Source organism: Streptomyces sp. ATCC 21386 (assembly GCF_018728545.1).
GTDB lineage: Bacteria > Actinomycetota > Actinomycetes > Streptomycetales > Streptomycetaceae > Streptomyces.
Window position 1 is genome coordinate 9734084 of record NZ_JAAVVL010000001.1, and the last position, 23103, is coordinate 9757186.

A 23103-nucleotide genomic window follows, 5' to 3' on the forward strand; every position below is an offset into this window, starting at 1 on the left:
AACATCGCATCGCGTCAATGCGGAACGACGCGACGGACCGCCTGCTGTCAGGAAACCTGCGACGCCTGCGCCCACCACTCCTTGAGTGCTGTCACAGCCTCGTCGTGTTCCATCGGCCCGTGCTCCAGACGCAGCTCCAGCAGGAACTTGTACGCCTGCCCGATCACCGGGCCGGGCCCCACGCCCAGGATCTCCATGATCTGGTTACCGTCGAGATCCGGGCGGATGGCGTCCAGCTCTTCCTGCTCCTGGAGCTGGGCGATGCGCTCCTCCAGGCCGTCGTACGCCCGGGAGAGAGCGTTCGCCTTGCGCTTGTTCCGGGTGGTGCAGTCGGAGCGAGTCAGTTTGTGAAGGCGGTCGAGGAGCGGGCCCGCGTCGCGCACGTAGCGGCGTACAGCGGAGTCCGTCCACTCCCCGGTGCCGTATCCGTGGAAGCGCAGATGGAGCTCCACCAACCGTGAGACATCCTTCACCAGGTCGTTGGAGTACTTCAGCGCTGTCATGCGCTTCTTGGTCATCTTGGCGCCCACCACCTCGTGGTGGTGGAAGGAGACCCGGCCGTCCTTCTCGAAGCGACGGGTACGGGGCTTACCGATGTCGTGCAGCAGCGCCGCAAGCCGAAGCGTGAGGTCTGGGCCGCTCTCCTCGAGCACGATCGCCTGTTCCAGGACGATCAAGGTGTGGTCGTAGACATCCTTGTGCCGATGATGCTCGTCCCGTTCCAGTCGCAGCGCCGGCAGCTCGGGCAGGACGTGCTCGGCAAGGCCGGTGTCGACCAGCAGGGTCAGGCCCTCGCGAGGGTGGGCGGAGAGGATCAGCTTGTTCAGCTCGTCCCGCACCCGCTCCGCCGAGACGATCTCGAGCCGACCGGCCATGTCGCTCATCGCCTGGACGACCTCGGGAGCCACCTCGAAGTCCAGCTGGGCGGCGAAGCGCGCCGCCCTCATCATGCGCAGCGGGTCATCGGAGAAGGACGCCTCGGGTGTCCCGGGGGTACGCAGAGCGCGCGCCGAGAGGTCCTCCAGCCCGCCGTGCGGATCGATGAACTCCTTCTCGGGCAGGGCCACCGCCATCGCGTTCACGGTGAAGTCACGGCGTACGAGATCATCCTCGATCGAGTCGCCGTACGACACCTCGGGCTTGCGCGAGGTCCGGTCGTACGCCTCGGAGCGGTAGGTCGTGACCTCGATCTGGTAGCCGTCCTTCTGCGCGCCCACCGTGCCGAACGCGATCCCGACCTCCCAGACGGCGTCAGCCCAGGGCCGCACGATCTTCAGCACGTCCTCGGGCCGGGCGTCTGTCGTGAAGTCCAGATCGTTGCCGAGCCGACCGAGCAGCGCGTCCCGGACCGACCCACCGACCAGGGCGAGCGAGAACCCGGCCTCCTGGAAACGGCGGGCGAGGTCGTCGGCGACAGGGGACACCCGCAGCAGTTCACTCACCGCGAGGCGCTGCACCTGGCTCAGGGCACTGAGGTCTTCGTTGGCGTTCGGCACAACTGAAAAGGGTACGGGGCGCCGGTGGCCGCGGTCGCCTCCATTGAACGTGCACAAAGGCTTCGTGCAGGTGCCCCCCTCGCCCACCCCTTTGATACGTGCACATACAGGGACAGCCCGGCCTCGTCCCCCGATCTTGTGGAGCGGACCGCGGCACTTCCCCTCAGCGCACATCGTTACCATGCGTGGACGCACATTCCGACGACCACTGACGACGACGAGGGACGGGCGAGCGCGTGGCCGAGGCGGCAGACTTCCAGGGGACGAGTCCCTCACCTGCCCGCCGGTGGCTGCTGCGCACCGGGGCCCTCTTCGCCGGGGTGCCGCTACTGGCCGGCCTGTTCCAGCTGCCCGCAGCCCCGTCGGTGCAGGCGGCCCCGAAGGCCGCCTTGTCCGAGGCCACGGGCTCGAACACCGTCGAGGTCTCCCTCGACTCGCTCAGTCCCAGCGTGCCCACCAAGGGCGACACCGTGACCGTTTCGGGCACGGTCACGAACAAGGGCAAGCCGACCGTCACGGACGCCCATGTGGGCCTGCGTGTGGCCCCGGCTGCTGTGAAGGGCCGCTCGTCCATCGACGACGCAGCCAAGCGGACCGGCTTCGACCAGTACGCCGACGGCCCGGAGGTCGGCGGCAAGTACGTGGAGAAGTTCTCCGCGCTCGCCACCGGCGTGGCGCAGCCCTTCACCATCTCCGTGCCCGTCAAGGAACTGGACCTCGGCTCGGACGGTATCTATCAGCTGGGAGTCTCCCTCTCGGGCAGGACCGCCGCAGCGCGGTACGACCAGGTCCTCGGCATCCAGCGCACGTTCCTGCCCTGGCAGCCCGACGAGGCGGGCACCAAGACGAAAACCACGTTCCTCTGGCCGCTGATCTCCAAAACCCATCTGACGGCCGAGACCGGTCCCGGCGAGCGGCAGACGCCTGTCTTCCTCAACGACGACCTGGCCAAGGAGATCTCCGCGGGCGGACGTCTGGAGCAGCTGCTCACGCTGGGCAAGGACCTGGACATCACGTGGGTGATCGATCCGGACCTGCTGGCATCCGTGGTCGCGATGACGGGCGGCTACCAGGTCCGCAGCGGGGACACCACCGTCGCGGGCAGGAATCAGACCGTCGCCAAGGAATGGCTGGCGGAGCTGGAGACGGCGGTCCAGGGCGAGGAGGTGATCGCCCTTCCCTTCGCCGACCCCGACCTCGCGGCGCTGGCCCACAACGGCAGAACGATCACTGGCTCGCTGAGCCGCCTGAAGGACGCCACCGATGTGGCATCGGACACGGTCCAGAACATCCTCAGGGTGGAGCCGGAGACCGACTTCGCCTGGCCGGTGAACGGCGCCGTCGACCCGTCGATCGTCAAGGTCGCCATCTCCGCGGGCGCCGACAAGGTGATCGCCCGCAGCGACAGCCTGCAGGAGAGCAGCAGCCTGTCCTACACGCCCAACGCGGCTCGGCCCGTCGGCGGCGGCACCACAGCGGTGGTCGCGGACGCCCGAATGTCGACTGCCTTCCAGGGCGACATGACGAAGGCCGAGAGTTCCACGCTGGCGGTGCAGCGGTTCCTCGCCCAGAGCCTGACCACGGACCTCCAGAACAGCAAGCAACGCAGCATCGTCATCGCTCCGCAGCGCATGCCGTCGGCCAGCCAGGCACAGACGATGGCGCAGGCTCTCACCGCGCTCCAGGGCGGGAACTGGTCGCAGCCCCAGGAACTCGCGGCTGCCGCCGCCGCGAAGCCCGATCCGAGCGCCAACACCAAGATCCCGTCGGCCTCGGCCTACCCCTCGTCACTGCGGAAGCAGGCGCTGTCGAAGTCCGCCTTCGAGGAGATCCGGGCCACGCAGGCCGACCTCGACCGCTTCAAGGTGATCCTCTCCGACCAGTCCCGCGTGGTCACACCGGTCGGCAGGACCATGGACCGGGAGATGTCCACCTCCTGGCGAGGCAGCTCCATGGACGCGGCGGTGTACCGCAACAGCGTCCAGTCGTACCTCAACTCCCTCACCGAGCGGGTGCGGTTGATCGAGAAGTCCGAGACGAAGCTCTCGGGCCGCAGCGCGACGATCCCCGTGACCGTGCAGAACAACCTCGTGCAGGGTGTCGACAACCTGACGCTGCGCCTCACCTCCGAAGCGCCGAAGCGTCTGAAGATCGCTGACCACGACTTCGACGAGCAGTCCGTCGACATCTCCGGCGGGCACAGCGAGTCGGTGAAGTTCACCACCAACGCCGAGGCCAACGGGCCGGTCACTGTCGTCGCCCAGCTCTACACCGTGGACGGCGAGAAATATGGCGACGAGGTCAGGTTCACGGTGGACGTCACCGAGGTCACACCCACGGTGATGCTGGTCATCGCCGGAGGCGTCCTCCTCCTCGTTCTCGCCGGTTTCCGGATGTACACCCAGCGCAAGCGCGCCGCCGCCCGGCTGGAGGCGGAGGGGGCCCTGACGGACGACGAGACGTCGGAGAGCACCCCGAGGGACGACGACGCGAACACCGAGGCCGCCTCAGTCGTACACACTGTCGAGGAGGAGCGCCCGGTGAATTCCGGGACAGACGAGCCGGAGCACGCGAGTGACCCGGCACCGGACACCGCTCGGGAAAGCGCCGACCCGTCCGGCACGGGTGAGAGAGTGGACCGTTGAGCGATTGTCGTGGCCGGTGGGCCCGGGGACGATGAGGTGGGGTAACCATGAACGCGCCGTACGACGGTGACCGCGGCCAGGGCGCGGCCGACTCGGGGTATCCCGAGGGCCCGCTGCCCGGGCCGGGCCAGGTGCCGCCGCAGCCCCCCGCGGACATGTACCTCCAGGACGCCTACGACCAGGACCCCTACCGCGCTCGGGATCTCGCCGCCCAGGACCCGGTCTCGGAGGCACTCTACGACCGCGCGGCCCACCCGCCACCGGCTCCGGGCACCTACCAGCCGCAGCAGCCGCTCTACGCGCAGCCGTCGGCTCCGCAGTACGCGCCCGACCCTCGTGTCTGGGCCCAGACACCGGCGCCTGAGCCCGAGGGGCCGACCCGGCATCTGCCCTACGGCGACGACGCCCGTACCACCCAGTTCGTCGGCGTGGACGACCTGGTGACCCAGGCCGGTGAGGAGCGCCACGAGCCGGACGCCTTCGCCCATCTCTTCCGCGACCAGCAGCAGGGCGGCTCCCCGGTGGGACAGCCGTCCGTTCCGGGTCCGACCCCGCCTTCGGGCCCGGGGGCCGGCCGCCCGACGCTCGAAGAGCCCGCACCCGCACCTGTTCCCCCACCCGCCCCTGCCGCGAAGAAGGGCGGCCGGGCGTCGGGCCTGCTGAAGTCGAGCGCCGTCATGGCGGCGGGCACCATGGTCTCGCGCCTCACGGGCTTCATCCGCTCGGCGATGATCGTCTCGGCGCTCGGCCTCGCCGTGCTGGGAGAGTCCTTCCAGGTCGCCTACACGCTGCCGACGATGATCTACATTTTGACCGTCGGTGGCGGTCTGAACTCCGTCTTCGTGCCACAGCTCGTTCGCGCCATGAAGGATGACGACGACGGCGGGGAGGCGTATGCCAACAGGCTGCTGACCCTGGTCATGGTGATCCTCGGCCTGCTGACCGCACTGGCCATGTTCGCCGCGCCGCTTCTTGTCCGTGCGCTGTCGACACCCCTCGCCAACGATCCCGCCGCCAACGACGTAGCGGTCACCTTCACCCGGTACTTCCTGCCCTCGATCTTCTTCATGGGCATCCACGTGGTGATGGGCCAGATCCTCAACGCACGTGGCCGCTTCGGCGCGATGATGTGGACCCCGGTCCTCAACAACATCGTCATCATCGTCACGCTCGGAGCGTTCCTGTGGGTCTACGGCAGCGCGGCCGACTCCGGGATGACGGTCGAGAACATCCCGCCGGAGGGCGAGCGACTCCTCGGTATCGGCATTCTCCTGGGTCTCGTTGTGCAGGCCCTGGCGATGATCCCGTACCTGCGGGAGACCGGGTTCCGGATGCGACTGCGTTTCGACTGGAAGGGCCACGGTCTCGGCAAGGCCGCGATGCTGGCCAAGTGGACCATCCTGTTCGTACTCGCCAACCAGGCGGGCGCCCTGGTCGTGACTCAGCTGGCGACCGCGGCGGTCACGGACACGAAGATCGCTGGTACCGGTTTCAGCGCCTACGCCAACGCTCAGCTCATCTGGGGCCTGCCGCAGGCCATCATCACGGTCTCGCTCATGGCCGCGCTCCTGCCTCGCATCTCTCGCTCGGCCGCCGAGGACGACGCCGGCGCCGTGCGTGACGACATCTCACAGGGCCTGCGCACCACGGCCGTCGCCATCGTGCCGATCGCCTTCGGCTTCGTCTCGCTCGGTATCCCGATGTGCACGCTGATCTTCGGCTCGTCCGGCACCGGCGCGGCGACGAACATGGGCTTCATGCTGATGGCCTTCGGGCTCGGCCTGATCCCGTACTCCGTGCAGTACGTCGTCCTCCGCGCCTTCTACGCGTACGAGGACACCCGGACGCCCTTCTACAACACGGTCATCGTGGCGGCCGTCAACGCAAGCGCCTCGGCAGTCTGCTTCTTCGTGATCCCAGCCCGTTGGGCCGTGGTCGGCATGGCAGCCTCGTACGGTCTCGCCTACATGATCGGTGTCGGTGTGGCCTGGCGTCGCCTCAAGAAGCGGCTGGGCGGGGACCTGGACGGCTCCAGGGTCATGCGGACCTACGCGCGACTGTCCATCGCCTCACTGCCCGCGGCGCTGCTCAGTGGTGCCGCCTGCTACGGCATCAGCCGGGCCCTGGGACAGGGCGTCGGCGGCTCGATGCTCGCACTCTTCGGGGGAGGAATCGTTCTGCTCGGTGTCTTCTACGTCGCCGCGCGACGCATGCGCATCGAAGAGCTCAACTCGATGGTCGGTATGGTCCGCGGACGGCTGGGGCGCTGAGGCTGGGGTACGCGCACAACCATCGTCCGCCGACGCGTGTCGCTCATAGCGGCGGACTGTGGGCACAATTGGCTTTGGCGTCTTGGAACGCTCAACGGATGGGGAGGCAGGGACGACGGTGGCGGAACGGAGCACGGCTGCCGTCGACGTGGCAGACAACAGCGGCGACGAGCCGCTGACCGCACAAGCGGACCAGTCCACGGCCGACGGGGAGGCCCAGAACCGGGAGCGGGACACGGAAAGCTCGGCGAGCGAAGAAGCACAGGGGAGCGGCGGTACCGAGGTCCCTTCGAGGACGACACCGCCCGAACTGCACAGCGGTCACAAGCTCGCCAGGCGCTACCGCCTCGAAGAGTGCGTCACCCGTCTGGACGGTTTCAGCAGTTGGCGTGCCGTGGACGAGAAACTGCGTCGCGCGGTCGGGGTGCATGTGCTGCCCGCCGATCACGCACGCGCGCGTTCCGTACTGGCGGCGGCCCGTTCCTCCGCGTTGCTGGGTGATCCCCGCTTCGTTCAGGTGCTGGACGCGGTCGAGGAGAACGACCTCGTGTACGTGGTGCACGAATGGCTGCCCGACGCAACGGAGCTGACGACACTGCTGGCGTCGGGTCCTCTGGAACCGCATGACGCCTACCAGATGGTCACTCAGATCTCCCACGCCATGGCCGCCGCGCACCGGGAGGGCCTCTCGCACCTGCGGCTCAACCCGAGTGCGGTGCTGCGTTCCGCCTCCGGCCAGTGGCGCATTCGCGGTCTCGCGGTGAACGCCGCGCTGCGCGGCATCGGCTCGGACACCCCGCAGCGCACGGACACGGAGGCGATCGGCGCGCTGCTGTACGCGGCGCTCACCCAGCGCTGGCCGTACGAGAACGACGCGCACGGCCTCTCCGGGCTCCCCAAGGGCGTCGGTCTCATCGCGCCCGATCAGGTCCGAGCGGGCGTCCACCGAGGGCTGTCGGAGCTGTCCATGCGGGCGCTCGTCAACGACGGTGCCACCGCCTCCCGCCATGAGTCCCCGTGCACGACGCCGGAGGAGCTGGTGAAGGCGATCGGTGAGATGCCCCGCATCCGCCCGCCGGAGCCCGCGTTCACCGCACCGCCGGACTACCAGCACACGGCGTACCAGCAGGGCACGTACGGCCGTCAGTCCCCCCACGCCGGCATCACGCAGCCCCTGCCGACGCCGCCGCCCCCGCTGCAGAGTCGCACCGGCAAGGCCCTCAAGTGGGCCGTCTCGGCCCTGCTGATCGCCGCGCTCGGTCTCGGCAGCTGGCAGCTGGCCGACGCGCTCATGGGGAAGCGAGGCCAGACCGGCGAGCCGGACACGAGCCAGACCTCCGACGGCAACGACAAGGGAACCGACAAGGCCAAGCCCATCACGGCGCTCAGCATCAAGGGCGCCACGGAGTACTACCCGGACGGGAAGCCCCAGCACGCGGACGACGTGGATCTGACGTACGACAGCAGCTCGTCGACGTACTGGAGGACCTACTCCTTCAACGACGGCCCCACACTGGCTCCCTTCAAGCAGGGCGTCGGCATCGTCTACGACCTCGGCTCGGCCAAGGACGTGTCGGCGGCCTCGATAGAGCTCTACTACTCCGGGGACCACACCACGGCCACGCTGTACGCAACCGATTCCCTGTCGTCGTCCGCCCCCCTCAGCTCCATGACGAAGATCGCTACGAACAGGACGAGCGGCACGGACCTGAAGATCTCCACCAAGAAGCCGGTGAAGACCCGGTACGTTCTCGTCTGGCTCACCGATGTGCCGAAGGGCGCCGGTGACCAGTTCAGTGGCGCCGGATACAAGCAGGCGATCACCGACGTGAAGTTCATGGGCTGAGAGTTCGGCGAAGGAGGGGGGTCCTGTGGCGCACAGCGCCGATCACAGCGGGGTAAGCGATCAGGATCTCCTGGCCCGCCATGTCGAGGGCGACCCCGACGCCTTCAGTGAGCTCGTGCGGCGGCACCGCGACCGCCTCTGGGCGGTGGCGCTGCGGACCCTGGGCGACCGCGAGGAAGCCGCCGACGCCGTCCAGGACGCCCTGGTGTCGGCCTACCGGGCCGCCCACACCTTCCGTGGCCAATCGGCCGTCACGACCTGGCTGCATCGCATCACGGTGAACGCCTGCCTGGATCGTGCCCGCAAGGCGGCGTCCCGCAAGACGTCGCCCGTCGACGACACCGAGCGCCTGGAGCAGCTCCTGGAGCCGCACGAAGCGGCGTCCGCTCCTGCAGAGCGCAATGATCTGCACCGCCAACTGCTGGAGGCTCTGGGCACCCTCCCGAAGGATCAGCGGGCGGCGCTCGTATTGGTGGACATGCAGGGCTATCCGGTGGCGGAGGCCGCCCGCATCCTCGATGTGCCGACCGGCACGGTGAAGAGCCGCTGCGCCCGTGGCAGAGCCAGACTTCTGCCGCTCCTGACCCATCTCCGAGCGGAGGGTGAGGGAGAGGGCGGCAAAAAGTCGGGGCGCGGAAGGAACCGGGCGCAGGGGACATCCGTCCCACTCGCAGCGGAAGCACATGATGCAGGGCCAAGCGATTCAGCTGCTGTGAAGGGCGGAGGTGGGCGAGCGTGACATCCACGACCGACACGGCCGGGCACCCGGAGGTCGCGGAGATCTCCGACCTCAGTGAGGGTCTTCTGCCCCCTTCCCGCACTGCGGATGTCCGCCAGCACCTGGACGAGTGCCCGCTCTGCTCCGACGTCTACGCATCGCTGGAAGAGATCCGCGGCCTGCTCGGCACCTTGCCAGGGCCTCCGCGTATGCCCGACGACGTAGTGGGAAGGATCGATGCCGCCCTGGCCGCTGAGGCTCTGCTGAACGCCACGGCGCCCGAGAGTGAGATCCCTGAAGAGGGAGCCGACGTCTCCCGTCCCGCTGCGCGCGACGACGGCGCGCATGTTTCACGTGAAACATCGCCTGCCGTGGCTCGCCCTGCCGGTCATCCACGCGCGTCCACCGGCCCGGGCCGCGCAGGGCAGAAGCGACGCAGTCGTCGTAGGACGGCCGTCGGTGCCCTCGTAGCGATCGCGGTCCTGGGCTTCGGCGGTGTTCTCGTCCAGTCGCTCGGTGAGAACGACGATCCCCCGAGCTCAGCGCCCGCCTCGTTCTCAGGCGTCAAGCTGGAGAAGCGGGTCGAAGACCTCCTGAGCAAGACGGAAAGCGGCGGTCGGCCCGAGAAGGACCCCTTCGGGACTGCGGCGTCCCCAAACGAGGGCAAGAAGACGTTCTTCGCCACCGATGTGCCTGACTGCATCGCGAAGGGCATCGGAGACACCACAGGTGCGATCGCTTCAGAGGCGGGTACCTACCGGGGAGCTGACGCGTACCTCGTGCTGCTGCCCGACCGCTCCGACGACGCGCGCGTCACCGCTTACGTCGTCGACGCCTCGTGCCTGAAGAAGGCCTCGGAACCTGCTGGCGACGTACTCCTGAAGCGTTCCTACGCCCGTCCTTGAGGACTGTCTCCCGCGCTGTGCCACCTCCGGCGAACCCGTGGCCGGGCCGCGCCGCCGTGTGCCCGGCCACACCGGGAATGCGCGCCCCTTAGGATCCGTTGGGTGGGGTGAGAGTTTCGAGAGCAGCTCCCACCGGCAGTACGCAGCAGTCTCCAGAGACGAGGAATCAAGCCGTGAGCGACGTCCGTAACGTGATCATCATCGGCTCCGGGCCCGCCGGCTACACGGCGGCGCTCTACACCGCGCGCGCGTCGCTGAAGCCGCTGGTGTTCGAGGGCGCCGTCACCGCAGGCGGCGCGCTGATGAACACCACCGAGGTGGAGAACTTCCCCGGCTTCCGGGACGGCATCATGGGCCCCGACCTCATGGACAACATGCGTGCCCAGGCTGAGCGCTTCGGTGCCGAGCTCGTCCCGGACGACATCGTCGACATCGACCTGAGCGGCGAGATCAAGACCGTCACGGACACCGCGGGCACGGTGCACCGCGCCAAGGCCGTCATCGTCACCACGGGCTCCCAGCACCGCAAGCTCGGGCTCCCCAACGAGGACGCGCTCTCCGGTCGCGGTGTGTCCTGGTGCGCCACCTGTGACGGGTTCTTCTTCAAGGACCAGGACATCGCCGTGATCGGTGGCGGTGACACCGCCATGGAGGAGGCCACCTTCCTCTCGCGGTTCGCCAAGTCCGTGACCATCGTCCACCGCCGGGACACCCTGCGTGCCTCCAAGGCGATGCAGGAGCGTGCGTTCGCCGACCCGAAGATCTCCTTCGTGTGGGACAGCGAGGTCGCCGAGATCCAGGGTGACCAGAAGCTCGCCGGTCTGAAGCTGCGCAACCTCAAGACGGGCGAGACGTCCGAGCTGCCGGTGACGGGCCTGTTCATCGCCATCGGACACGACCCGCGCACGGAACTGTTCAAGGGACAGCTCGAACTGGACGACGAGGGCTACCTGAAGGTGGCTTCTCCGTCGACCCGTACGAACCTCACCGGTGTCTTCGGCGCCGGCGACGTGGTCGACCACACGTATCGTCAGGCGATCACCGCCGCCGGTACCGGCTGCTCCGCCGCCCTCGACGCCGAGCGCTTCCTCGCCGCCCTCGCCGACGGCGACCAGGCCGCCGAGCCCGAGAAGACCACCGTCTGACCCCCGTCCGCCCCACCGCACCAATCAGTTAGGAGCCCTCAGTGGCCGGCACTCTGAAGAACGTGACCGACGACTCCTTCGAGCAGGACGTCCTCAAGAACGACAAGCCCGTCCTGGTGGACTTCTGGGCCGCCTGGTGCGGTCCGTGCCGCCAGATCGCGCCGTCCCTCGAAGCGATCGCCCAGGAGTACGGCGACAAGATCGAGATCGTCAAGCTCAACATCGACGAGAACCCTGGCACCGCTGCCAAGTACGGCGTCATGTCCATCCCGACGTTGAACGTCTACCAGCATGGCGAGGTCGCCAAGACCATCGTCGGTGCCAAGCCCAAGGCGGCGATCGTGCGGGACCTCGAGGACTTCATCTCCGAGTGATGTTTCACGTGAAACACGAAAGGGCCACCGCCCAGGGCGGTTTCTAGGGATCGTCGCAACATGTGGTTGGTTTGATCAGGTCGCGAGTAGCTTATGCAGGCGCTCGGCTGGGGTTTCCCAGCCGAGCGTTTTGCGTGGGCGGCCGTTGAGCTCGGTGGCCACGGCGGTCAGGTGCTCGGGGGTGTGGAGCGAGAGGTCGGTGCCCTTGGGGAAGTACTGCCGCAGCAGGCCGTTGGTGTTTTCGTTGGAGCCGCGCTGCCAGGGACTGGCGGGGTCGCAGAAGTAGACGGGGATGCCGGTGGCGATGGTGAACCCGCCATGCGCGCCCATCTCGCTTCCCTGGTCCCAGGTCAGGGACCTGCGGAGGTGGGAGGGCAGGGTCTGCACCGTGGTGACCAGCGCGTCGCGGACGCTCTCGGCGCTGTGGTCGCCGGGCAGGTGCAGGAGCATGACGTAGCGGGTGGCACGCTCGACCAGGGTGCCGATGGCCGACTTTCCGTCCTTGCCGATGATGAGGTCGCCCTCCCAGTGGCCGGGCACGGCCCGGTCCTCCGCTTCGGCGGGCCGTTCGCTGATCATGACCATGGGGGTGGAGAACCGCGGCTGGCGCTGCTGGGCCTGGCGGCGCGGCTTGCGCCGGGTGCGGCCGGTCCGCAGGGCGCGGGCCAGTTCGCGGCGCAGTTCGCCCCGGCCTTGGACGTAGAGGGGCTGGTAGACCGTCTCGTGGACCACGTGCATCTCCGGCCGCTGGGGGGACTGTGCCCGCAGAGCCTGGCAGATCTGCTCCGGACTCCACCGTAGGTCCAGGTGGTCCTGGATGAAGTTCCGCAGCTCGGGGTTCTGGCCGGTCCTGCCCGGCTTGGGCCGGGGCCTGCGGGCGTCGGCGCGGGCCTGGGCGGCGTGCGGGCGGTACTGGCCGTTGCCGGGGTGCCGGTTGCGGCGGATCTCCCGGCTGACGGTGGACGGGCTGCGGCCCAGCTCGGCAGCGATCGCCCGGACTGTCGCCTTCTCCCGTAGCCGGTCGGCTATGTGGATCCGGTCGGCCTCACGCAGATACCGGGACGGACCGGAAGGCGGCACCACCGCATTGATCGGTGGTGCCGCCTTCTGTCTGCGGTCGGCGCTGCGGCCGTTACGCCACTTCCTGCCGGTTCGAGCGTCGATCCCGACGAGCCGGCAGGCTTCCTTGTTGCTGTAGCCCTGCTGCACGAGCCGGGAGTATTCCGCACGCTCCCGCCTCAGCCTCACAGGGCCCTGAGCCGTCCGATCCCTACGGATCTCGAAGTCCATTGCATCCCCTGAGCTGGGGTGTTGCAACGACCACCAGAACCCAAGCGGAGGGTCGGCCCTTTCTCATCAGAGCGGTCGCAGCGCCGGTTCCTTCTGGACGGCTCCCAGAAGCCGGTCCAGCGCCAACTCGACGTCTTCCTTCCAGGAGAGCGTCGTCCGCAGCTCCAGCCTCAGCCGCGGATGAGTGGGATGGGGCCGCACCGTCTTGAAGCCCACGGCCGTCAGATGGTCGGCGGGAAGCACACACGCCGGTTCCGTCCAACGGGCATCCCCGAAGGCCTCGATCGCCTTGAAGCCTCGTCTCAGTAGATCCTTGGCGACCGTCTGGACCATCACACGGCCCAGCCCTTGCCCCTGGTACCCCTGCATGATGAAGGCCGTCATCAGCTGGACGGCGTCAGGGGAGACCGGACTCGTCGGGAACGCGGTCGAACGGGGGACATAAGCCGGAGGCGCATACAGCACGAAGCCCACCGGTACCTCGTCCACGTAGACGACCCGGCCGCAGGATCCCCAATCGAGCAAGACGGCTGAGATCCACGCTTCCTTCTCAAGAGCGGGAGTACCCGCCTTTACCGCGGCTTCGCCGCTGACTGGGTCCAACTCCCAGAAGACACACGAGCGACACCGCTTGGGGAGGTCCTGGAGGTTGTCCAGCGTGAGCGGTACGAGCCGACGGCCCATAAAGGCTGTTCCTCGCTTCCTTCGCCCGCAGCGTCGCGAGCGGCTGTCAGAGCGCTCCGCTCCCTGAGCAGACTGCCGATGAATCCGCCGACGGCACCCAGTCCCAGGCCTGCGGTAACCAGTCCGGAACGGCTCACGGTTCGCATGGCCCGCCTCTCCACAAAGATCCGCCAGGTCGATTGCGCCATACCCGAACGCATCGTATCGACGATGCGATTGCCTAGATACCGCCTCAAAGCAAAGAGCGGGCTGTGTCCGGTATACATCGGACACAGCCCGCTCATGAGGTCGACGAGCCGAAGCCGGTGACGCAAATCGGGAGGTCAGGCTTCTGACTCCTCCGAGGCATCGTCCAGGAGACTCTTCTGGAGAGCGAGCTTCTCGCCCGGCGCGAGCGTGCTCAGAATCCGCTCAAGGTCTTCCGTGGAGGCGAACTCCACGGTGATCTTGCCCTTCTTCTGCCCCAGATCGATCTTCACGCGCGTCTCGAAGCGGTCCGACAGCCGGGTCGCGAGCTCGCCCAGCGCCGGGGACGGTACGGAGCCGGCCCGCGGGCCCTTGGACCGTACCGTGCTCTTCGGGCGCGATCCCATGAGGGTGACGATCTCTTCGACCGCCCGCACCGAGAGCCCCTCGGCCACGATCCGATGAGCCAGCTTGTCCTGCTCCTCCGAGTCCTCGACGGAGAGCAGCGCCCGTGCGTGCCCAGCCGAGAGAACACCGGCTGCCACACGGCGCTGAACCGCCGGGGAAAGCTTCAGAAGACGCAGGGTGTTGGAGACCTGCGGGCGCGAGCGACCGATGCGGTCCGCCAACTGGTCATGCGTGCAGTTGAAGTCCTTGAGCAGCTGGTCGTACGCGAAGGCTTCTTCCAGCGGGTTCAGCTGCGCACGGTGCAGGTTCTCCAGAAGCGCGTCCAGCAGCAGCTTCTCGTCATCCGTCGCCCGTACGATCGCCGGGATCGCGTCGAGCTCCGCCTCATGACAGGCACGCCAGCGCCGCTCACCCATGATGAGCTCGTAGCGACCCTGGCCCACCTGCCGTACGACGATGGGCTGGAGAAGTCCGACCTCCTTGATGGAGGTCACGAGTTCCTGGAGGAGATCCTCGTCGAACACCTCGCGGGGCTGGCGCGGGTTCGGGGTGATGGAGTCGAGAGGAAGCTCAGCGAAGTAGGCGCCGACCGGTGCCGTCGGCAGTTCAACTGGAGCACTCGGCGACAACTCCTCTGTTTCACGTGAAACAGAGGGGAGCGTGGCCAGCTTCGAGGCTGCCACCCCACGTTCGGGAACGAAGACAGATGCAGCTGGTGGCGTAGTGGGGGGTGCAGCGGCGGCTGGAGCCTCCTTCTCGCCCGTCGCGGCTGCTGGGATCAGTGCGGCGAGACCACGGCCCAACCCCCTCCGTCGATCACTCACTGGATCCCCTCCACCACACTCGGATTGTTCTGAGCACCGAGGTGGGCGTGCGTCGGGTCGTACCCGACGCCCACGCCCTTCAGCGCGATTTCTCGTGCCGCCTCAAGGTAGGAGAGGGCACCGCTCGATCCTGGATCGTAAGTCAACACCGTCTGCCCATAGCTCGGCGCCTCGGAGATACGGACCGAGCGGGGAATGCTCGTCCGCAGCACCTCTTCACCGAAGTGGGTGCGCACCTCGTCGGCGACCTGGGACGCCAGGCGGGTCCGGCCGTCGTACATGGTGAGCAGGATGGTCGACACGTGGAGGACGGGGTTGAGGTGCCCCCGTACCAGGTCGACGTTGCGGAGCAGCTGACCGAGGCCCTCGAGCGCGTAGTACTCGCACTGGATCGGGATGAGGACTTCCTGACCGGCCACCAACGCGTTCACCGTCAGAAGACCGAGCGAGGGCGGACAGTCGATGAGGATGTAGTCCAGGGGCTGCTCGTACGCCTGGATGGCTCGCTGCAGTCGGCTCTCTCGTGCCACCAGCGACACCAGCTCGATCTCCGCACCGGCGAGATCGATCGTGGCGGGGGCACAGAAGAGACCTTCCACATCGGGAACGGGCTGGACGACCTCCGACAGCGGCTTGCTGTCGATCAGCACGTCGTAGATGGACGGCACCTCGGCGTGATGGTCGATCCCCAGCGCTGTGGACGCGTTGCCCTGGGGGTCCAGATCGACCACGAGGACACGGGCGCCGTGCAGAGCCAGCGAAGCGGCGAGGTTGACCGTCGTTGTGGTCTTTCCGACGCCGCCCTTCTGGTTGGCGACGACCATGACTCGGGTCTGCTCGGGCCGAGGCAATCCCTCACCGGCCCGCCCCAGAGCCTCTACCGCCAGTTGGGCAGCACGACCGATGGGGGTGTCGTCCAACGGGGGCGGTGTTTCACGTGAAACATCCTCCCCCATCGACTCGGTACGGGGGCCGGGGACCGGATCGGTCATCGGTCCCGCGATGTTGGCGTCGGACCGCAAGGATTCACTCTCCTCGACTTCAGGCTCGCAATGAACAGAGCCTCCCATGCCTTCGGGGTCGTGAACCAGTGAGGCCTGGTGTTCTGTGGAGAATTCCACCTCTGTGGAAAACTCCGTTACCTCTCCGAGTGACCCGAGAGGCTTCCGGTCGCGCGGTTCGGCCGCGGCGCGGCCACGACTGATGATGCCGTGCAGCAGTGAGCGACGTTTCACGTGAAACACGATGCCCAGCGGCACAGGCAAGGCTTGCGCGACACTCCGAGATGCGTAGGTTTGGAAGCTTGTGTGGAGTACGACTCGTCGTCAGGACGGATCAGCGAACGTCCAGTTCAGTGCCTAGCGACGACGCCGTACTCGACCTGACCGGGCCGCCTTCGCTCGCTTGGCGGCGAAGCGCACCCCTCCGGGGCTCTCCCCGACCTCCACCCGGACGACCGTGGACAGCGGATCGACCACACCCTCACCCACATGGTGGATGGAGGTCTCCACCGCGCCGAGCTTGCTCAGGGCGGTGGCGGCGCTCTTCAGCTCCTCCTCCGCGGTGTCGCCCTTGAGTGCCAGCATCTCCCCGTACGGGCGCAGCAGCGGGATACCCCAGCCGGCCAAGCGGTCCAACGGCGCCACGGCTCGTGCTGTCACCACGTGGACGGGCTGCAGCGTCCCCAGGACTTCCTCGGCTCGGCCACGAACGACGGTCACATGGTCGAGCCCCAAGAGCTCGACCACCTCGGTCAGGAAGTTGGTACGCCGCAGCAGGGGTTCCAGCAGCGTGATCTTCAGGTCGTTCCGGACGAGGGCCAGCGGGATACCGGGCAGCCCGGCACCGGAGCCGACATCGCACACTGTCACCCCCTCGGGCACGACCTCGGAGAGCACCGCGCAGTTCAGCAGGTGCCTCTCCCACAGACGGGGTACCTCCCTCGGGCCGATGAGCCCGCGCTGCACTCCCGCCTCAGCCAGGAGCTCGGCGTATCGGACCGCGTCCGCGTAGCGATCACCGAATACGTCACGCGCCTGCTCGGGCGCAGGGGGGAGCTCCGCTGCCTCCGTCACGGGGACCGTCCTTCCGTACCGCAAGAGCGCACTGGGCGCTGACACCAGAACTACAGGCTGACAAAGTTCGGCCCCGCCTGCAGGCAGACGGGGCCGGAGAAGCGTTGGTACCGAATCAGGCAGGCAGGACGACGACGAAGCGCTGCGGCTCCTCGCCCTCGGACTCGCTGCGCAGACCGGCGGACTTGACCGCGTCGTGCACGACCTTGCGCTCGAAGGGCGTCATCGGCTGCAGCTTCACAGGCTCGCCCGTGCTTTTGGCCTCGGCCGCCGCCTTGGCACCCAGCTCGGAGAGCTCGGCGCGCTTCTTTGCCCGGTACCCGGCGATGTCCAGCATCAGACGGCTGCGGTCACCGGTCTCGCGGTGCACGGCCAGGCGCGTGAGCTCCTGGAGCGCCTCCAGCACCTCGCCCTCGCGGCCGACGAGCTTGTTCAGATCACGGCTACCGGAGTCGCTGATGATCGAGACAGAGGCACGGTCGGCCTCGACGTCCATGTCGATGTCGCCGTCGAGGTCGGCGATGTCCAGCAGACCTTCCAGGTAGTCCGCCGCGATCTCACCCTCCTGCTCCAGGCGGGTCAGGGTGTCGCCACCCTCGGAGGCGGCGGAGGTGGTGCCTTCCGTCACGGGATGGACTCCTTCTTACTTCTTGGACGGGGACTTGGAGCGCTGCTGACCCTTGCGCTGACCGGACTGAGCCTTGCTGCGGCCGCCGACACCGGGCTTGGGCGCGGCCTTCTTGGCAGCGGCCGCCGGCTTGGCGTCCTCGGGCTCGTCCGACTTGCTCAGCGACGTGGGCTCGGTCTTCGGGTCGGTGTCGTCGGCGGTCTTCGCGCCACCGGACTGACGCTGCGCCTTGGTCTGGCGCTTCGGCTGCTGGCGCTTGGGCGTCGCCGACGTACCGTCCTCGGCGGTGGCCACGGAGACCTCGCTCTTGATCACGGTGCCGTCGGCCTGCGCCGCGAGGCCCTCCTTGCTCAGGCCGGTGATGAACTTCCGCTCGTACTCGTTGCGGTCACGGCCCTTGGCGACGATCGCCTTGACGATCGCCCGCTCACCGCGGCCGCGGGTCTTGCCGTGGTGCGTGACGTGCTTGTAGAGGCGCTCCAGGTAGGCGGCCTGAGCCTTGGAACCCGGGGTCGGGTTGTTGTGGATGACGTACATCTGCTGGCCCATGGTCCACACGTTGGTGGTCAGCCAGTAGACGAGGACACCGACCGGGAAGTTGATGCCGAAGACGGCGAACATGATCGGGAAGATGTACATCAGCATCTTCTGCTGCTGCATGAACGGCGTCTTCACCGTGGTGTCGACGTTCTTCGTCATCAGCTGGCGCTGCGTGTAGAACTGCGACGCCGACATCAGGACGATCATGATGGCCGTGACGATCCGGACCGTGGTGATCGACGCGTCGAGCGCCTGGGCCTCGGCGGCGGAGTCCGTGAAGGTCGCGGCCAGCGGGGCACCGAAGATGTGCGCCTTCTGCGCGCTCTGCAGCAGACTCTCGTTGATGACACCGATGGTGTCGTTGTTCGCGATGCTGTTGAGCACGTGGTACAGGGCGAAGAAGAACGGTGACTGCGCCAGGATGGGAAGGCACGAGGAGAGCGGGTTGGTGCCCGTCTCCTTGTACAGCTTCATCATCTCTTCGGACTGACGCTGTTTGTCGTTCTTGTAGCGCTCCTGGATCTTCTTCATCTCGGGCTGCAGCGTCTGCATCGCCCGGGTCGCCTTGATCTGCTTCACGAAGAGCGGGATCAGGCAGATACGGATCAGGATCACCAAGGACACGATGGACAGGCCCCAGGCCCACCCGGTGTCAGCGCCGAACAGAGCGCCGTACACCGTGTGGAACTGGACGATGACCCAGGAGACAGGTGTCGTGATGAAGCTGAAGAGGCTGGCAATCGTGTCCACTAATCATGCTCCTTGGGCATGGGACGGGGTCTCTGCGGCCGGGCCCGAGGAGACATTCCCCTCGGTGGCCGGTTCGGCGGCGGAGGTCCCGCCCTTGCGTGCACGCCAGGCGCCACGCAACATCTCGTGCCACCGTGGCCGCTTGCGCGGCGGGACGTGGTCCACACCGCCGAGCGACCACGGATTGCACCGCAGGATGCGCCAGGCGGTGAGTGCCGTTCCCTTGATCGCACCGTGCCGGTCGATGGCCGTATAGCCGTAGTGGGAGCACGACGGGTAGTACTTGCACACCGGCCCGAGCAGTGGACTGATTGTCCACTGGTACAGCTTGATCAGCGCCAGCAGCGGGTACTTCATCGTGCGCCCCCTCCCAGCAACCGCCCTATGGCGGCATCCAGGTCTTGGGCCAGTTGTACGTGGTCGGCGTCACCCGCTCCGGGCAGCGCTCGTACGACTACCAGGCTACCGGGGGGAAACAGGGCGACTCGATCGCGCATCAGATGGCGAAGCCTTCGCTTCACCTTGTTGCGCACAACCGAACCACCGACGGCCTTGCTCACGACGAAACCCGCACGCGTCGGGGGAGCGCTCTCCCCAGGCGCGTGCGGGTCCGTGGCACCGCTACGTAGGTGAACGACGAGGAGAGGGCGTCCGGCCCGGCGTCCTCGTCGTACCGCGGTCGCGAAGTCCTCGCGCCGCCTCAGCCGATGCTCGGTAGGCAGCACGACGTCATGACCTGATCGGGATCAGGCGGACAGGCTGGCGCGACCCTTGCTGCGGCGGTTCGCGAGAATCGCGCGGCCCGCACGGGTCCGCATCCGCAGGCGGAAGCCGTGGGTCTTCGCGCGACGACGGTTGTTCGGCTGGAAGGTGCGCTTGCTCACTCGGGGGCTCCAGAAAGAAATCGGTGTTTGCGGGTGCCGTCCTGGCTGTCACCGTGCGCCCACGAGTAGCTCGTATCAACGCCCGAGTGCACCGCTGTCCGATCACCTGACGTGACCTGTGCCCATCGGAGGCAGGCGGCAGCAGCCATCGACAACTCGACCTGGTTACGGTACGCGCGGCTACGCCATCCGGTCAAACCAGCTGCCACGGGGAGACACTATCCACAGGCTGGGGACAACAACTTGAACCGTACCGGTCGCCGTGACTACCGTGCTGAACTCCGATTCGTTCCCTTTGCTTTGGCTGTTGGGCCCCGACCCGCCCACCAGCACCTCGTTCCGAGTGCCCCACCCGAGTTCCAAACCGACCTGTCCCAGAACCACACGTTCGTGGGACCTGTGAGAGAGCGTGCCCTGTGGCTGACGTACCTGCCGATCTTGCCGCAGTGTGGCCACGCGTACTGGAAAAGCTGCTGGGTGAGGGCCAGGGCCAGGGCGTCGAGGTGAAGGACGAGCGCTGGATCAAGCGCTGCCAGCCGCTCGCCCTGGTCGCGGACACGGCACTCCTCGCCGTACCCAACGAGTTCGCGAAGGGCGTACTCGAGGGCCGTCTCGCTCCGATCGTCAGCGAGACGCTGAGCCGGGAGTGCGGCCGCCCGATCCGGATCGCGATCACCGTCGACAGCTCCGTCGGCGAGCAGCCGCTCCCGCCGGCCCAGCACCGCTTCGAGGAACCCGAACGCCCCTCCGTTCCGGCCCAGAACCGCGAGTCCTACGACAGCAGGGACCCGTACGACAGCCAAGGGCGCGAGACGCGCGGCGGGTACGAGACGCAGAACACCTACGAGAATCCGAGCGGGTACGACGGCCAGGGACGCGATCCTTACGAGGGGTACGGCCGCCACCGGGCCGCCGACCGTGGGCCGGGACGCGGCGACCAGCCGGGCGGCGGCCCCGGCGACCTGCTGCCGCCCCCGCGCTCGGACCAGCAGCCCGTCGGCCGCTCGGACCAGCTGCCGACAGCGCGTCCCGCGTACCCGTCCGAGTACCAGCGGCCCGAACCGGGCGCCTGGCCGCGGCCGGCGCAGGACGACTACGGCTGGCAGCAGCAGCGGCTCGGCTTCCCCGAGCGCGACCCCTACGCTTCGCCGTCGTCGGACTACCGCTCGCAGTCGATGGACAGGTCACCGTACGACCAGCGATCCGAGTACGACTCCGGACGTCCCGACTACGACCAGCCCCGTGGCGACTACGACCGACCCGGCGCCGACTCCGACTACCCGCGACCGGACCGCCGCGAGCTCCCCGACCCGCCGCCGGGTTCGGGACACGTGCATCGGGGCGGTCCGGCCAGCAGTGCGCCCGGGCCGCTGGCTGCGCAGCCCGCACCGGCCCCCGGGCCGGGTGAGCCGACGGCACGCCTGAACCCGAAGTACCTCTTCGACACCTTCGTCATCGGCGCCTCGAACCGCTTCGCGCACGCGGCCGCGGTGGCCGTGGCCGAGGCGCCGGCCAAGGCGTACAACCCCCTTTTCATCTATGGGGAGTCGGGCCTCGGCAAGACGCACCTGCTGCACGCGATCGGGCACTACGCGCGCAGCCTCTACCCGGGCACGCGCGTGCGGTACGTGAGCTCGGAGGAGTTCACCAACGAGTTCATCAACTCCATCCGCGACGGGAAGGGCGACAGCTTCCGCAAGCGGTACCGCGAGATGGACATCCTGCTCGTGGACGACATCCAGTTCCTGGCGGACAAGGAGTCGACGCAGGAGGAGTTCTTCCACACCTTCAACACGCTCCACAACGCCAACAAGCAGATCGTGCTCTCCAGCGACCGGCCGCCGAAGCAGCTGGTGACCCTGGAGGACCGGCTGCGGAACCGTTTCGAGTGGGGTCTGATCACCGACGTCCAGCCGCCCGAGCTGGAGACGCGGATCGCGATCCTCCGCAAGAAGGCGGTGCAGGAACAGCTCAACGCCCCGCCGGAGGTACTGGAGTTCATCGCGTCCCGCATCTCGCGCAACATCCGCGAGCTGGAGGGCGCGCTGATCCGGGTGACGGCGTTCGCGTCGCTCAACCGGCAGCCGGTCGATCTCGGTCTGACCGAGATCGTCCTCAAGGACCTGATCCCGGGCGGCGAGAACGCGTCCCCGGAGATCACCGCCACCGCGATCATGGGCGCCACGGCCGACTACTTCGGGCTCACGGTGGAGGACCTGTGCGGCACCTCGCGCGGCCGCGCCCTCGTCACGGCCCGCCAGATCGCGATGTATCTGTGCCGTGAGCTGACCGATCTGTCGTTGCCCAAGATCGGCGCGCAGTTCGGCAACCGGGACCACACCACCGTCATGCACGCCGATCGCAAGATCCGCGCGCTCATGGCCGAGCGCCGGTCCATCTACAACCAGGTGACGGAGCTGACGAACCGCATCAAGAACGGCTGACGACAGAGCCGACGGGACAGCCGACCACTGACACGGCCGACCCCGCCGACACAGCCGACGACGACACGGCTGCCGGACGCCGGTCAGAACGCCGTCGTGAGTCGCCGAGGGCGCCCCGGGACGAGTTCCCGAGGGCGCCCTCGGCCTTTCTCGGCGGCTTCGACCCGTCTCGTCGACGGATGCGGCTGGCTCCGGGACGGCCACGGCCGTCGCCGTCCCGTCATCAGGTGTTCGATTACCTGCGACGTCACGGCCTTCCTCCACAGATTCGGGGACTTTCTGCCGTCCACACCCTGGGGACCGGGAAGTTATACAGATCGTGTCCACAGGGCTGGCTGTCGAGAGATCATCAGGCCAGGTCATCCTCCTGTGGATCCGTGGACGAAAGATCTCCACAGTCTGTGGACGAAGCCGTGATCCACAGACTGTGGACGGAGTTGTCCACCGACGACCCACAGGCTGTGGCCGGTTGTCCCCAGTGACCGTCGGCTTCTCCACATGCCTGTCCACTGTTCGGCAAGCCCACGCGCCTCCTCACCGTGTCGAGTGAAAGGCGTCACACGAACTTGCCTGGTTGGGCTGTGGGAAAGACGGGTAAACCTGGGGACGCCGTTGGGGAGAAGTGCCCCGGGGCTGTGCACGGTGTGTGCAGAACTTTCCGTTCTCCACAGAGACCCCGAGTTGTCCACCGCCTCCGCCCACAGGCACGGTGGACAAAATTTGCGGCTTGAGCTGCGAAAACGGGGTTATCCACGGTTTCCACAGGCCCTACTACTACTCCCAACTAGAGAGAGCTGGGAATCCGTTTCGAAGAGGGTCCTGTGCACAACTCGCTCTCGGCTGCCTGACCGCGCCTCGTCACGACTTGACCCCGAGAGGCTCCGAGTGTCAGCGGTGTGCGTCAGACTGTTCCCCGGTGTCCTTCCCGTCACAGGAGCCAGCGACACCGAGACAGACGACGAAGCCAGGCAGGGCGAGAAGCGCCGGCAAC

19 protein-coding genes are annotated in these 23103 nt (G+C 67.6%); 8 read left to right on the forward strand and 11 right to left on the reverse strand.

The window, feature by feature from the left end:
* Window positions 1-47 precede the first annotated feature (47 nt).
* A complete protein-coding gene (locus GWK25_RS41920; RefSeq protein WP_215456933.1) occupies window positions 48-1496 on the reverse strand; it encodes a CCA tRNA nucleotidyltransferase in 1449 nt (482 codons plus the stop codon).
* 236 nt (window positions 1497-1732) lie between these two features.
* Between GWK25_RS41920 and GWK25_RS41925 the strand changes: the two genes are divergently transcribed.
* The 7 genes from GWK25_RS41925 to trxA all read left to right on the forward strand — a co-directional run bounded on the left by GWK25_RS41925 (window position 1733) and on the right by trxA (window position 11399).
* Window positions 1733-4141, forward strand: a complete 2409-nt coding sequence (locus GWK25_RS41925; protein ID WP_215456934.1) for a DUF6049 family protein — start codon at window positions 1733-1735, stop codon at window positions 4139-4141.
* A gap of 47 nt (window positions 4142-4188) precedes the next feature.
* Window positions 4189-6411, forward strand: coding sequence for a murein biosynthesis integral membrane protein MurJ (gene murJ / locus GWK25_RS41930; protein ID WP_215456935.1), 2223 nt, complete (start codon window positions 4189-4191; stop codon window positions 6409-6411).
* A gap of 118 nt (window positions 6412-6529) precedes the next feature.
* On the forward strand, window positions 6530-8257 hold the full coding sequence (locus GWK25_RS41935; protein WP_215456937.1) for a protein kinase family protein: 1728 nt from the start codon (window positions 6530-6532) through the stop codon (window positions 8255-8257).
* A gap of 25 nt (window positions 8258-8282) precedes the next feature.
* A complete protein-coding gene (gene sigM / locus GWK25_RS41940; RefSeq protein WP_215456938.1) occupies window positions 8283-8996 on the forward strand; it encodes an RNA polymerase sigma factor SigM in 714 nt (237 codons plus the stop codon).
* Window positions 8993-9880 (forward strand): anti-sigma factor, encoded by an 888-nt coding sequence (locus tag GWK25_RS41945; RefSeq protein WP_215456941.1) that lies wholly within the window; start codon window positions 8993-8995, stop codon window positions 9878-9880. The genes sigM and GWK25_RS41945 overlap by 4 nt, the downstream gene beginning before the upstream one ends.
* Window positions 9881-10053: 173 nt before the next feature.
* On the forward strand, window positions 10054-11025 hold the full coding sequence (gene trxB, locus GWK25_RS41950; RefSeq protein ID WP_215456945.1) for a thioredoxin-disulfide reductase: 972 nt from the start codon (window positions 10054-10056) through the stop codon (window positions 11023-11025).
* Window positions 11026-11066: 41 nt separating this feature from the next.
* Window positions 11067-11399: a thioredoxin gene (gene trxA, locus GWK25_RS41955; protein ID WP_215456948.1), complete on the forward strand. Its 333-nt coding sequence runs from the start codon at window positions 11067-11069 to the stop codon at window positions 11397-11399.
* A 75-nt stretch (window positions 11400-11474) separates the two neighbouring features.
* On the opposite strand, the gene GWK25_RS41960 is transcribed toward trxA, so the two are convergent.
* From GWK25_RS41960 to rpmH, 10 genes are all read right to left on the reverse strand, one after another.
* Complete coding sequence (locus tag GWK25_RS41960) at window positions 11475-12689, reverse strand: IS30 family transposase (protein WP_215456950.1); 1215 nt, start codon at window positions 12687-12689, stop codon at window positions 11475-11477.
* 66 nt (window positions 12690-12755) lie between these two features.
* Window positions 12756-13373 carry a GNAT family N-acetyltransferase gene (locus GWK25_RS41965; RefSeq protein WP_215456952.1) on the reverse strand — a complete coding sequence of 206 codons (618 nt, stop codon included), beginning with the start codon at window positions 13371-13373 and terminating at the stop codon, window positions 12756-12758.
* Window positions 13374-13696: 323 nt separating this feature from the next.
* A complete protein-coding gene (locus tag GWK25_RS41970) occupies window positions 13697-14791 on the reverse strand; it encodes a ParB/RepB/Spo0J family partition protein (RefSeq protein ID WP_215456954.1) in 1095 nt (364 codons plus the stop codon).
* On the reverse strand, window positions 14788-15861 hold the full coding sequence (locus GWK25_RS41975) for a ParA family protein (protein WP_215457944.1): 1074 nt from the start codon (window positions 15859-15861) through the stop codon (window positions 14788-14790). Before GWK25_RS41975 ends, GWK25_RS41970 begins: the two co-directional genes overlap by 4 nt.
* A gap of 288 nt (window positions 15862-16149) precedes the next feature.
* Window positions 16150-16866 (reverse strand): 16S rRNA (guanine(527)-N(7))-methyltransferase RsmG, encoded by a 717-nt coding sequence (gene rsmG, locus GWK25_RS41980; RefSeq protein ID WP_215456960.1) that lies wholly within the window; start codon window positions 16864-16866, stop codon window positions 16150-16152.
* A gap of 115 nt (window positions 16867-16981) precedes the next feature.
* The gene (locus tag GWK25_RS41985) at window positions 16982-17494 is read right to left on the reverse strand and encodes a R3H domain-containing nucleic acid-binding protein (RefSeq protein WP_215456962.1); all 513 of its coding nucleotides are present in this window, start codon (window positions 17492-17494) and stop codon (window positions 16982-16984) included.
* A 15-nt stretch (window positions 17495-17509) separates the two neighbouring features.
* Window positions 17510-18784, reverse strand: coding sequence for a membrane protein insertase YidC (gene yidC / locus GWK25_RS41990; RefSeq protein WP_215456964.1), 1275 nt, complete (start codon window positions 18782-18784; stop codon window positions 17510-17512).
* Window positions 18785-18787: 3 nt separating this feature from the next.
* Window positions 18788-19141, reverse strand: coding sequence for a membrane protein insertion efficiency factor YidD (gene yidD / locus GWK25_RS41995; protein ID WP_215456966.1), 354 nt, complete (start codon window positions 19139-19141; stop codon window positions 18788-18790).
* A complete protein-coding gene (gene rnpA, locus GWK25_RS42000) occupies window positions 19138-19509 on the reverse strand; it encodes a ribonuclease P protein component (RefSeq protein ID WP_078853524.1) in 372 nt (123 codons plus the stop codon). Before rnpA ends, yidD begins: the two co-directional genes overlap by 4 nt.
* 21 nt (window positions 19510-19530) lie before the next feature.
* Window positions 19531-19668, reverse strand: coding sequence for a 50S ribosomal protein L34 (gene rpmH / locus GWK25_RS42005; protein ID WP_005482975.1), 138 nt, complete (start codon window positions 19666-19668; stop codon window positions 19531-19533).
* A 416-nt stretch (window positions 19669-20084) separates the two neighbouring features.
* On the opposite strand from rpmH, the gene dnaA reads away from it, so the two are divergent.
* Complete coding sequence (dnaA, locus tag GWK25_RS42010) at window positions 20085-22112, forward strand: chromosomal replication initiator protein DnaA (protein ID WP_215456968.1); 2028 nt, start codon at window positions 20085-20087, stop codon at window positions 22110-22112.
* The last annotated feature ends 991 nt before the right edge of the window (window positions 22113-23103 follow it).

Excerpts from the sequence above, each read along its gene's own strand:
- murJ (WP_215456935.1), top strand. The coding sequence starts at position 4,189 with ATGAACGCGCCGTACGACGGTGACCGCGGCCAGGGCGCGGCCGACTCG.
- GWK25_RS41960 (WP_215456950.1), bottom strand. The coding sequence starts at position 12,689 with ATGGACTTCGAGATCCGTAGGGATCGGACGGCTCAGGGCCCTGTGAGG.
- GWK25_RS41965 (WP_215456952.1), bottom strand. The coding sequence starts at position 13,373 with ATGGGCCGTCGGCTCGTACCGCTCACGCTGGACAACCTCCAGGACCTC.
- GWK25_RS41975 (WP_215457944.1), bottom strand. The coding sequence starts at position 15,861 with ATGGGAGGCTCTGTTCATTGCGAGCCTGAAGTCGAGGAGAGTGAATCC.
- yidD (WP_215456966.1), bottom strand. The coding sequence starts at position 19,141 with ATGAAGTACCCGCTGCTGGCGCTGATCAAGCTGTACCAGTGGACAATC.